Origin of the sequence: Shewanella colwelliana ATCC 39565, assembly GCF_000518705.1 — a bacterium.
Lineage (GTDB): Bacteria > Pseudomonadota > Gammaproteobacteria > Enterobacterales > Shewanellaceae > Shewanella > Shewanella colwelliana.
In genome coordinates this window covers 54,945-66,954 of sequence record NZ_JAEC01000022.1, presented here as the reverse complement: position 1 = coordinate 66,954, position 12,010 = coordinate 54,945, and the positions used below count along the sequence as shown (strand labels likewise).

The following is a 12,010-nucleotide window of genomic DNA, read 5'->3' as shown; positions in this document are numbered from 1 at the left end:
TTGAGTTTAGTGCTCGCCTAAGACAGAATTTGTATTTAGATTTGTAAGAATATCGCAGGAGATTTCAATGGCCAGTCGTGGTGTCAATAAGGTAATTTTGGTCGGTAACTTAGGGAAAGACCCTGAAGTACGCTACATGCCAAATGGCAATGCCGTAGCCAACTTTACAGTGGCGACCAGTGAGTCTTGGAAAGACCAACAAGGTCAAATGCAAGAGCGTACAGAGTGGCACAACATTGTAATGTATCGTCGCCTTGCCGAAGTGGCTGGTGAGTACTTAAAGAAAGGCTCAAAAGTTTATCTTGAAGGCAAACTGCAAACCAGTAAGTGGCAAGATCAGCAAACTGGTCAAGATCGCTACAAGACTGAGATTAACGCTAGTGAAATGCAGATGCTAGATAGCCGTGGTCAAGGTGGACAGCAACAAGGTGGTACGGGTCAAAGTGCTGGTGGTTATGCCCCGCAGCAAAACCAGTATACACCACAGCAGCAAAGTGCCCCAGCTGCCAGACAGCAGCCAGCAGCTCAACCTACGGCGCCACAACCTGCTGCAACACAGCAAGGTTACGGAGCTCCGCAGCAAACAGCACCTCAGCAAGGGGGTTACGCACCACAACAGCAAGCAGCTCCCGCTTATGCGCCTAAGCCGCAAGCTGCACCGCAGCAAGCACCGCAACAGCGTCCTGCTCCTCAGCCACAACAAAACTTCACTCCAGATTTGGATGATGGTTGGGATGATGATATCCCGTTCTAGCAGACGGTTTATTGAGATCACGAAAGGCCTGCTTAACAGCAGGCCTTTTTGTTTTTAGTGAGCGTGTGATGGCGGTGTTTTAAGGTCTGCTTGCTCTGCGAGTTCATTGACGATAGTGGTAAATTCTTGCTGAATGGTCTGCATATATTTGTGCACAATGACGCTGGTTTGTCTTAAGGTTGAGGGCATGTTTTTTAAGTATTTTTTTCCCGATTCAGTGCGGTAAAACTGTGCGATCTCTTTCAGTTCTGACTCGGTATAGGTATCGGTGTAAAGCTGGATAAATTGTGGTTTAAGTTGCTGCCAAGAGAGTTGCTGCTGAGCCAATAAAAAGGCTCGCTGACGATACCGCGTTTCCAGTGGAGCCTGAGATGGATGTAAAGGTAAGTCTTTAACCATATGGCTGTAACTGGCTTTAAGTTGTTGTAAAGCTTGCGGTACTACTTGTTCAGCATAGGTGGCCTGTAGTACCTGCTCTGCGGCAAGCTGATGACTGCGATTGTCTGCATTGGCAGTCGGTAGGAAGAGTAGTAATAGGGTGAGGGAGTAAATTGACTTCATGACAACTCCTATAAAAGCGATAAAGGCCCTAAGCGGATGCTTAGGGCCAAGTTGGGTTATTTCAATCGAGCTTCTAAGGCGACACCTGAGCTGGTGGCATCGCCAATCATGGTGATGTAATACCAGCCAGAACTTGGATTATTCACGGTAAACGACTCAGCATTACTCTTGCTATTGGTTGACGCTTGCTCATAGCTGGTAGCACTTGGCCAACTGCGGCCACCATAAAGGCTGACATCACCGCTTCCGTGGTCGGTATTAACCACTAACTGGCTTGTACCTTCGTCAATCCACATTGAGAAGTAGTTCACCCCATGGGAAGTACAGATAGCTTGGTTTGAGATTAGGCGTCCACCGCCCTGTGAACCCAGGGTCAGACAGGCATTTTCAATCGACGTAACAGGCGGTTCCACTGGGCTGGTATGGTCATTCGATAACGTCACCGATAATGTGACGCCACTGTACTCGGTGTCTGAATCTACCGAGACGTAGCGCCAGCCACGATTGGCGACTATTTGAACCGATTCATTATTTCCTCCAGAGCTCGAGCGTGCTTGTGCATTACTGTTATCAGGCCAAGTATCGGCGTGATAATACAAGTTGGCATCGCCACTACCGCCAGCTGTTGTGACAGTGATAGCAGTATTATCTTCTTCGACATAGAAATAGAAGCTACTGCGACCGCCAGCGATGCACTCATCTTGACCGAAATAGATTTGGCCATAGCTGAGCGTCGATACGCCACAATCTGCTATAGGATCTGTGCCCCCTCCGTTATCTCCGCCGCCATTATCGCCACCTTGGGCGGGATCGGGATCGGCCGAGACCTCTGTGGTACTGATGAGCAGATCGACACCGCCAAAGTCACCAGACAAGGTAATATAGTGCCAATACTCGTCAGGATTGAGACTGACCTTGATCACCTCATGGTTACCATTGCCTATACCATAACCTTCATTGTTCTCACCATTTGCCCACCCAGTGCTGCTGTAATAGATATCCGCATCACCCCAACCGCCGCCAACTTTAATCCACACATCTTGATTGTTGCGATCGACATTGGCAATGGCAAAACTAGCTCGGCCATTTTGTGAATCAATACACTCCATTGGGGTATCAAGAGCAAGGCTTGCATCAGGAGTGTAGCGGTAGGCTTCGTTGCTTACGCTGCAAGGACTGTAGTCGGTGCTGATGGTTGAGCTAGGTCCCGCCCAGTTTCCTTCACTGCCACTGGCCAGTGCTTCGCTGTCTGATGGCCCATGATCGACGATGCCATTGTCGGCCGTGCTTAAGCCGCTAGTGAGCCAACCGCGCCACTCATTATCATAGCGAGTACCTATGTTATCCATAAAGGTTTGATAGGCTTCGTATTGGTCGTTGCGTAGATAAGCCAATATCTGGTCGACATCGGACTTATGATTCTCAAACATGAACCTAACCGCAAGGTAGCCCCAACGGTAGATACGGTCTTGGCCTGATTCGTAGTTATTTTTGAAGATCTCTGATAACGCAAATTCGGTGGTTTCACCCATTTCGATAGCACGAGTATTGGCATCGCGATAGGAGATATATTCGGCTAAACCTTCAATCCACCAAATGGTATCTGCGGAGATACCTCGACTAAAGTCACCCGCTAAGTTGTAGCGTCCGTCAAGATAATGCACATATTCATGCTGCAGGTTCCAGATATGGAAATCGGGTTGTCGCCACTGGGCTTCATAGGCGATGAAACGTGCTTGGTTCTTAATACCAGCGGGCGAGCCCTCTAAATACATACCGCCGTTATTGGTGGCAATACCAAAGAAGGTCCCCGCGTAAGATTGGTAGTCACTTGAGCTGTTAAAAACAATAAGCTCTAAGGCGCTGTTGTTGTCATTGGCGACAGGGCTATTGTTGGTGGCTAGCTTTGAGTGAAAATAGGTTTCCTGCCCACCTAGTACATCACACGCCCATTTAGCCTGAGCTTGGTACATGCTTTGTGCACGCATTTTTAGGGTATCAGAACATTGCCAATTAAAGCTTAGGGTGTCGGCCTCCAGCTGAGTCTTAAAGCCGCAGATATCGTAATAGTTACAGTTAGCGCGGTCGTAGTAGTCGGCCATTGATGCTGCGGCCATCCAGAGGACTTTTGACGTATCATTTTTACTGCTGCTGTCGAGAACTGACTTAACCAAGGTTGTTACTCGGCTTTTCATTTCAGGCACATAGTATAGGCGAGACATCTCATTGACTGCGTTGATGAGGACGTACTCAGCATCGGTACCCAATAAATCCCGGTGATTGAGTTGAAAATTATTTAAGGCATCAAGAATGGTTTGATCGGTTGCAAACAACGCCTTCATCTTATCATCCCACTGTGCGCGGAACAGCGTGGTGAAGATGGCATTTGCAGCTGCATTCATGCCCCTACTGGCTTGCCAATCAGCGTTATATTCAATGAGTACTTTTTTAGTGATGTGATTAAAGTCGGCGCCTAGATAGGCTGAATCAACCAAGATCAATGCTTCTTTAAGCACGCCTGCGTTAGCCTCGCTGGCAGTCCAAATATTATTGTTGTTGAACAGGTTTGTTAACGCAGCTTTGATGTCACTGGTGACAGCACTTGAATAAGCTGGTACATCTTCTGGGCTGTAAAATTGCACGTATAGGGCTGCACGTTGGAAATAGATAAGTGATTCAATTCCATCGGTATCGGTACCGCTGTAGCGGGTGCCTCGATCGCGAATTGCTGTTGCGATTGAGCGCATATTTGCTTCGCTAAAGAGTGCGGTTGCGTCCGCGCCTTTTAGGTTATAGAGCGGACTCACACATTGCGGATTGGCGCTAGCGACCGCTGTTACGAGTGGACCACCGCTAAGGCCAATAAAGCTGCTGCAGTCTTCATCGGCGGCAGGACCATTTGGACCAACCATTCCTGGAGCGCCCATAGGCGTTGTTGATGTTAGCCAAGGTGAGTTGGTGTCTACCTGAGGGGTAAACGTTTGCAAGGCGGGTAAAACCTCTGTTTGGGCTTGAATACCAGTAGCGGTAGCCAATCCTAATGCAACGACCAATAGTTTTAGTTTCATGAGATCTCCATAATTTAAATGACTTTGTTGTCTGCAACAAAGTGGCTAGCCTGCTGAGCAGGTCTTGTTATCTCTATACAGATCAGGTTTAACTATTCGCCGAAAACATCGATTGACGTGATGTCAAAGTGCGTCGAAGAGACCACATTTTAAATCCTAGAGCTGTTACAACTAATTAACAATATATCTATAAATATATAATATACAATATCCGGGTTGTTTTTTTGCGCCATTGGTTTGCGCTTATTTATGGTGTTTTTTGCGCAATAGTAATGAATAGTCGGTTGCTTTATAAAGAGTTTTAAAGCCTCTGCCTAGCCGATGAAATAACAATTTCTATCGCAAAAATAATTTATGATTTTTGCTTTGTGCTGAGTAACTAAAGAATGTTGATGAGGAGTTGTTGAATTTTTATTAGCTAGATCGTTGGATTTTTAGTGATAACGCTTAGCCTGAGAAGTCTCATCGCTAGAATCTGATACTCATTAGGATTAAAGGAGAAAAAGCAAAGTTAGACTGCGCCACTGCGCAAGGTATTTTGAGCTGAAATAGCGGTTGTAGTGAGCAAAATAACGGGTTAACTTGCGCAAATAGTTAATACTTGGTCAGTCACATTGAGGGGAACGCGATGCGTAGTGCAAATCAAACACAAAATTTGCAGGCAAGATTTGATTCACCAGGTGGGCCGGAGTCGCTTTATCTCACTGACGGTGTTGTGCCATCGTTACTCGACGAACAAGTGTTGATTGAGGTGGCTTATGCAGGGGTAAATGGTCCCGATATTGCTCAGCGTAAAGGGCTTTATCCACCACCAAGAGGAGCCAGCGATGTGTTGGGGTTAGAGGTATCGGGAAGGGTTGTGGCCATTGGAAAGCAAGTGACACAGTGGCAAGTTGGCGATAGGGTGTGCGCGTTAGTGCCTGGAGGCGGCTATAGTCAACTGGTTGCCACCTATGCGAGCCACTGTTTGCCAATCCCTGTGGGATTGACACTGGCACAAGCAGCCGCGTTACCAGAGACATTCTTTACCGTGTGGGGTCACCTGTTTATACGGGGAGCGCTAAAGGCTGGTGAAACGTTGCTTATCCATGGTGGCTCAGGTGGTATTGGCTCAGCCGCTATTACATTAGCAAAGCAGTTTGGGGTGACGGTCATTACCACCTCTGGTAGTGCTGATAAGTGTGAATATTGCCGATCTTTAGGTGCTGACTTTGCCTTTAATTATCATGATGATGATTTACTCTCACAGATCTTGTCGGCATCGGACGGCGGTGTCGATGTAGTACTCGACATGGCGGCTGGCGATCTGATTAATCTCAACCTTAAGGCATTAGCTGAAGAGGGGAGAATGGTGACCATTGCCTTGCAACGTGGTGTGACCGCTAATGTTGATGTATTTCGCTTAATGAGCAAACGTATTACCTGGACGGGGGCGACGCTACGGCCGCAATCGGTGCAAGCTAAAGCAGGTATTGCTCAGGCATTATTAGACAAGGTGTGGCCATTATTTACTGGCAACGCAACTTCATTAACGCCCCACATTTTTGCGGAGTTTAATTTTGATGATGTGGTCGAGGCACATAAGTTGTTGGAGTCTGGAGAGCATCGAGGCAAGTTAGTCTTAAAGCTACCTTCAATGGGCTAGTGCGAGTTTACTGTGCATGGCGATTCCATTAGCCAGCAGAAACGTTTGGAAAAATGAAGTTGGTCAACGCAAAAAAAACTTGAATAACTGATTTGTTCGGCTAAATTCGTTACTAGTAAGGGGACAGTGCACAAATTGCTAGCAATCGAATAAATTAGATCCATTTGGCTATTGATTTCTGTCGCTAATTATTAAGAATGTGAGGGTTATTGGGGGTAAGTATTTTCCCGCAATGACAACGACTAAGCGGACATTTGTTGGCTTACTAATTTTCAGTTGGTATGTGTTGATTTAAGGGTATTAGCATATATGTATAACACGTCTAAAGAACCTGTTTGGTATGGTGAACTTCGCACTGTTCGAGGTAATACAATCCTTATCCATGACAAGGATTTTCCTGAAGCCTCTGCTGGGCGAGTCTATTTTTATAATACGCTCAGAGATGCGGTGATTGAGTATGCTGAAGATATCGTTAAGGTCAATTTACACGACCTCAATGATGAAGAGATTAAGACTGCCAAGGCTGAGTTTGAAGCTAACTGGTTGGTGACGCGAGACAGCTTTATGCAGCAACATGCGGGTTGGGTAGAAGCCATTCATGCTAAGCCTACTCCTGCACCTAAAAAAGCGAAGCCCGAGCCGGAGGTTGATGCTGATGACGATGAGACTGCTGAGCTAGAAGTCGATAGTCTCGATGATGGTTTTGATGATTGGTCTGATGACGATGACCGCTCATAAAGCCTTGTGATCAGCTGTTTAGGTATGAGGGTCTAGTGCGCTAGACCCCCTACCTAAACCCCTTGTTGAGTAGGCCGCAATATTGCCACCCTCTTGCTAGACTGCTCGGTATTATGTGTTTCAATATTTCCCCCAGTCCAAGTCCCTAGAAGGTATCAAACTGATAGCGACTGATGTGATGATATACCTCACCTGCTTCGAACCAACTTTTCCCCGGTAAATGGGGCTGATTAGGGCCATCGGGAAGTTGCTGAGGTTCAAGGTAAACCCCCTGATAAGATGCTAATTTGTCACCATGCTTACCTATGGTACCGTGCAAAAAATTGGCTCCGTAAATTTGCACACTCGGTTGGTTAGTGTAGAGACTCATCTTCCTGCCAGATGTGGCGTCACTTAGCGCGCCAAAGTAAGTGAGTTCTTTGCTATCGGTATTACCCGTTAAATAGCAATGATCTATACCCTTGGTGGCAGTATGGGCCAATCCTTGTTGAATCTCTGCCATGGTTTGCCCTTGGCGTAAGTCTAAGATGGTACCATCGACTTTGGCTATCTCTGTTGGAATACCTTGCTCATTACACTGCAAGTAGTGACGGCTAGGGCTGCTGAGTAGATGATTATGGTTAGTGATGCCGCTGCTGCCTTGCAAATTAAAATAACTGTGCTGAGTAAGGCTTATTGGGCAGGCCCTATCACTGACAGCTAAGATTTCAACGTACAGGTTATTAGCAACCAGTCGGTAGTCGAGCTGCACAGTGCAGTTACCGGGAAACCCCATATCTCCATCGGCACTCAATAATGAGAGGTGCACCCCATCGCTGAGTTGGCCAATATGCCATTGCTTGCGATTAAAACCCTCTTTGCCACCGTGAAGGCAATTATCTTGATGATTATTATCAAGAATAATGTCAGTGCCTTGGTGGGAGAGTTTAGCGCCAGCAATGCGATTGGCATATCTGCCCGCAATAGCACCAAGATGGGCTTGCTGGGTTAAGTAATCACTAGCGCTATCGCAACCTAATACGATATTGCTTCGCTCGCCTTCTCTATCGGGTGTCCACAGTGAGCGGATAATACCGCCAAGGCTCAATACCTCTATGGCAATGATGCCGTTATCGATATTAATACGCTCAATTGAGCCTCCTCTAGGGTCTATCCAAGCATCTAACGGGCGAAAGCGAACCATACACTGTCCTTGTTGATAACAAACTGAGCTATTTAGGCCCAGTTTATCTATTTTGTCTGATAAGAGATGGTGAATACGTATTCTATGGATTGTTGTACTAGCACAGTGTCTACAGCCGCGTTTATATGTCGAGTCAGTAAGTTAAAGGAAGCTGGGCTATTGTTGACCATGACTCAGCCAGAGGCCAAAAGCGCTAACAAAAATCATTTTACTTAGCAGCCTTTAGTACAACTCTTCATCTAAGCGCGTGGCGCCATCGCTTGCAGAACACAAGTAGACGGTGGGCTCAATACCGGTTTTGGCCTGATATTGGCTTTCAATCGCTTCAACCACTGCGTCGGTGAGCTCATGGTCGACGAGTGCCACCACACAGCCACCAAAACCACCCCCCGTCATTCTTACTCCACCTTGTTGCCCCACTACTGTAGCGATAATCTCAACCAAGGAATCAATTTCAGGGACGGTGATCTCAAAGTCATCTCGCATCGAGGCGTGAGATTGTGCCATCAGTTCACTGAGTTTGCTGATATTACCTGCTTGTAAGGCATGGGCGGCATTTTGAGTGCGACGGTTTTCGGTTAGCACGTGTCGTGCGCGGCGATAGTTAACCTCTGGGAGCTGCGACTTGGCAGCTTCAAGTGCATGGAGCTCAACATGGCGCAGACTCTCGACGCCAAAATGGTTAGCGACCGCTTCGCACTGCTCACGACGTAGATTGTACTCTGAGTCGACAAGTCCACGTTGCACATTGGAGTTGACGATGATAAGGCTTAAGCTTTCAGGAATAGGCACAGGTTCACTGTCGAGATCTTCGCAGTCGATGAGCAACGCATGATCTTGTTCACCTAGGGCACTGATCATCTGATCCATAATGCCGCAGGCGCAGCCCACATATTGATTTTCGCCGCGTTGCGCCATTTGTGCCACCGCTAATGGTGACAGGCGTAACTGACTGCAATCATTTACAGCAGTGCCAAAAGCAAGTTCTAACGCTGCCGATGAAGAGAGGCCTGCACCAAGCGGGACGTTACCGACAACGGCAAGGTCTAACCCTTTGGCTGGCAGTCCTGAAGCCGCCATGGCGGCAGTAAATCCCTTAAGGTAGTTTATCCAGCCATCATCTGGGCTCATCTGGCCCTCTTGACCAAATTGCCAGCTGTGTATTTTACCAGGGAACGCATCCGATACCGCTCTATAGGTATCATCATCACGGCGTTTTACCGCGATAATGGTGTGAAAATTAATTGCAGCAGGTAATACAAAGCCATCATTATAATCTGTGTGTTCACCAATCAGGTTGACACGTCCTGGCGCGAGATAAAGATCATCGGCAGTAGTACCAAAGGTCTGCACAAATAGTTTGTTGGCGCGCTGTGCGGGATTCGACATGCTTTCTAGCTTCTCAGAAAAAGTTATCACACTCTGTGCTCACTAGTGACCACAGTATTTTCTACGGCGTTTGACGCCGTGATTCGTTCCTTGTCAATTTTGTAGCACGACTCTGTGCGCTATGTAACTGAGTTTTTAACTATTAGGGTGTTGGAAATGCTGCTCACTCTGCTGTCGTAGACGCTCAGCAGCCTGTTCTGGTGTTAAGTCGCGCTGCGATTCAGCTAACATCTCGTAGCCCACCATAAACTTACGCACACTGGCACTGCGCAGTAACGGCGGATAGATATGTGCATGCAGTTGCCATTCAGGGTGGTCTTGACCATCAAAGGGGGTGCCGTGCCATCCCATTGAATAAGGGAAGCTGGTCTGAAACAGGTTGTCGTAACGGGTCATCAGAGATTTGATTATCACGGCTAAACTGAGCTGTTGTGATGCAGTGAGTTGGTGCAGATGGCCGACACCAAACCTTGGTAAAATAAGGGTTTCAAATGGCCAGGTCGCCCACCAAGGGACAACCACCGCCCAGTCATCGTTACTTATAACCAACCGCTGACCCGCGTTAAGTTCACGCTCCACATAATCAAGTAGCAAGGAGCGCCGATACTTGTTGAGGTAATCCAGTTGGTTGAGGCTCTCTGCTTGGGCTTCGTTGGGGAGTTCACTGACGGCCCAGATTTGACCATGGGGATGAGGGTTTGAGCAGCCCATGGCTTGACCTTTGTTTTCAAAGACTTGAACCCAAGGGTACTGCTTGCTTAGCTGCTGAACTTGTTCAGCTTGCACCTTTATCACTTGGGTTAATTCCGCTTCACTGAGCATAGGCAAGGTTTTACTGTGATCGGCAGAGAAACAGATCACTCGGCTAGTGCCAGATACCGAATGCATACCAAAGAGTGGATCATCATTCTTGTACTCTGGGGTGTTGTCGGCCAATGCCGCAAAGTCGTTGGTAAACACAAAGGGCTGTGTGTAGTCCGGATTACGTTCGCCGTTGATACGCAGATTGCCAGGACAAAGATAGCATTCAGGATCATGGCTAACGTTTGCGGGCAACTTTGGGGTTTCAAGCTGCCCCTGCCATGGGCGTTTCGCCCGATGAGGCGACACCAATACCCATTGACCATTGAGTGGATTAAAGCGTCGTTGCGGGTGCTCTGTCGGATCAAATTCGCTCATCAATTACTCTGCCGCCGGGATCGGTTGATGGTGACTGGATTGCTGACCAAAGACAAACTGGCTTAATCCCAATGTGACTATGATGGTAGCGGCCAAGGTTAGTGCCATTAAATGAATAAAGTGCAGTGGGCTCCAAACAAAAGTGAATATGGCATAAAGGAGCACGCCAAACACTAGCCCGCATTTTATCGCTTTTGCATTGACATTTTTGAAGACCAAGGCACAAATAAAGGCTGCCAGCACCGGCATAGAGTAAAGCCCATTCAGCTGTTGCAATAAGGCAATAATACTCTCTGATTGTGCAAAAACGGGTACCAAAGCGACTGAAATTAATGTGAAAATGAGCGCCACTCGCGTACCGATTTTTCGTACATCGGCATTGGCATTGATGTAGTTTTGATGGATATCGCAAGTATAAAGTGCTGCGGCTGAATTGAGGCAAGAGTTGAACGAGCTCAGCACCGCGCCAGCGAGGACCGCCGCAAACGCTCCTGACATCCAGCTAGGAAGAATATCGCCGACTAATTTACCGTAAGCGACATCGCCCACATCGCCATACAGTTTAAAGGCTACAATGCCTGGAAGTACCACAATGAGTGGAATTATCAGCTTCATCACTACGGCCGCGTATAAGCCTTTTTGGGCCTCTTTAACTGATTTTGCCGCCAGCGCTCGCTGGGTGATCACCATGTTAGTCCCCCAATAAAAAATTTGGATAAAGATCATGCCTGTAAGTAGGGTATGCCAAGGGATATCTGAATCATTGTCGCCCACTAAGGTTAAGCGTTCGAGTGGAATGCCAGAGAGATCAAAGTCGATAGCATGCATTGCGAGGTAGGAGACTACAATCCCCATTAAGATCAAGCCAATACCGTTAAGGCTGTCAGAGATCGCAATGGCGCGTAAACCGCCAAAAATCGCATATATTGCGCCAACAATCGCGAAGATTAAAGACAGCATGGTCACTGAAATACTGAGGTTAAACATCGACTTCATAAATAGTGAGCCGGTATAAAGTACAACGGGTAGAAGAATGAAGGCATAGCCGAGCATAAACAGTACAGAGACCATCGCACGGATCCCTTTGTCATTGTATTTTCGCTCCAGCAGCTCAGTGGTTGTAGTGCAGTTATATTGGTAATAGATAGGGATCAGCCACTTCGCTAGGATGATGAGTCCGATTGCTGCGGCAATTTCCCACCATGCAATCAGCAAGGTTTGCGCGCCGTTCATTCCCACTATCTGTTCGGCACTGATGTTCGTCATCATCAATGAGCCTGCCACCACAATCCAGCTCAGCCCACCACCTGCGAGAAAGTAGTCACGGCTGTCACTGTTATCTCGTGTAACCTTGCGGCACTTAATATAGGTGACTATGCCGACGAGTGCCGTTAGCCCAAAAAATATCGCAATCTGAATTAGCTGTTCCATGTCTATCCTTTGTTGTTATTCGTCTCTTCACCTAGCGCTTTATCAATAACTGACTTTAGGCG

Annotated in this window: 9 protein-coding genes; 3 read left to right on the top strand and 6 right to left on the bottom strand. The window is 47.3% G+C overall.

Annotated features, from left to right (window positions below; all coding sequences use genetic code 11):
- The first annotated feature begins 67 nt into the window (after positions 1–67).
- Positions 68–754: a single-stranded DNA-binding protein gene (locus L876_RS0110850; RefSeq protein WP_028763836.1), complete on the top strand. Its 687-nt coding sequence runs from the start codon at positions 68–70 to the stop codon at positions 752–754.
- 54 nt (positions 755–808) lie between these two features.
- Here L876_RS0110850 and L876_RS0110845 read toward each other — a convergent pair whose 3' ends face one another.
- Both L876_RS0110845 and L876_RS0110840 read right to left on the bottom strand, forming a co-directional pair.
- Entirely contained in the window at positions 809–1,315 is a 507-nt protein-coding gene (locus tag L876_RS0110845) for a DUF2059 domain-containing protein (protein ID WP_028763835.1), read from the bottom strand.
- A gap of 56 nt (positions 1,316–1,371) precedes the next feature.
- Positions 1,372–4,383, bottom strand: coding sequence for a M9 family metallopeptidase (locus L876_RS0110840; protein ID WP_028763834.1), 3,012 nt, complete (start codon positions 4,381–4,383; stop codon positions 1,372–1,374).
- A 628-nt stretch (positions 4,384–5,011) separates the two neighbouring features.
- On the opposite strand from L876_RS0110840, the gene L876_RS0110835 reads away from it, so the two are divergent.
- Complete coding sequence (locus tag L876_RS0110835) at positions 5,012–6,028, top strand: NAD(P)H-quinone oxidoreductase (protein WP_051413081.1); 1,017 nt, start codon at positions 5,012–5,014, stop codon at positions 6,026–6,028.
- A 309-nt stretch (positions 6,029–6,337) separates the two neighbouring features.
- Positions 6,338–6,766, top strand: a complete 429-nt coding sequence (locus tag L876_RS0110830; protein ID WP_028763832.1) for a hypothetical protein — start codon at positions 6,338–6,340, stop codon at positions 6,764–6,766.
- Between the two features lie 145 nt (positions 6,767–6,911).
- Here the strand turns inward: L876_RS0110830 and L876_RS0110825 are convergent, their stop codons facing one another.
- The 4 genes from L876_RS0110825 to L876_RS0110810 all read right to left on the bottom strand — a co-directional run bounded on the left by L876_RS0110825 (position 6,912) and on the right by L876_RS0110810 (position 11,948).
- Positions 6,912–7,949 (bottom strand): aldose epimerase family protein, encoded by a 1,038-nt coding sequence (locus tag L876_RS0110825; protein ID WP_028763831.1) that lies wholly within the window; start codon positions 7,947–7,949, stop codon positions 6,912–6,914.
- Between the two features lie 222 nt (positions 7,950–8,171).
- Complete coding sequence (galK, locus tag L876_RS0110820) at positions 8,172–9,338, bottom strand: galactokinase (protein ID WP_028763830.1); 1,167 nt, start codon at positions 9,336–9,338, stop codon at positions 8,172–8,174.
- 135 nt (positions 9,339–9,473) lie between these two features.
- On the bottom strand, positions 9,474–10,517 hold the full coding sequence (locus tag L876_RS0110815; RefSeq protein ID WP_028763829.1) for a UDP-glucose--hexose-1-phosphate uridylyltransferase: 1,044 nt from the start codon (positions 10,515–10,517) through the stop codon (positions 9,474–9,476).
- A gap of 3 nt (positions 10,518–10,520) precedes the next feature.
- Positions 10,521–11,948 (bottom strand): solute:sodium symporter family transporter, encoded by a 1,428-nt coding sequence (locus L876_RS0110810; RefSeq protein WP_028763828.1) that lies wholly within the window; start codon positions 11,946–11,948, stop codon positions 10,521–10,523.
- Between the last annotated feature and the right edge of the window lie 62 nt (positions 11,949–12,010).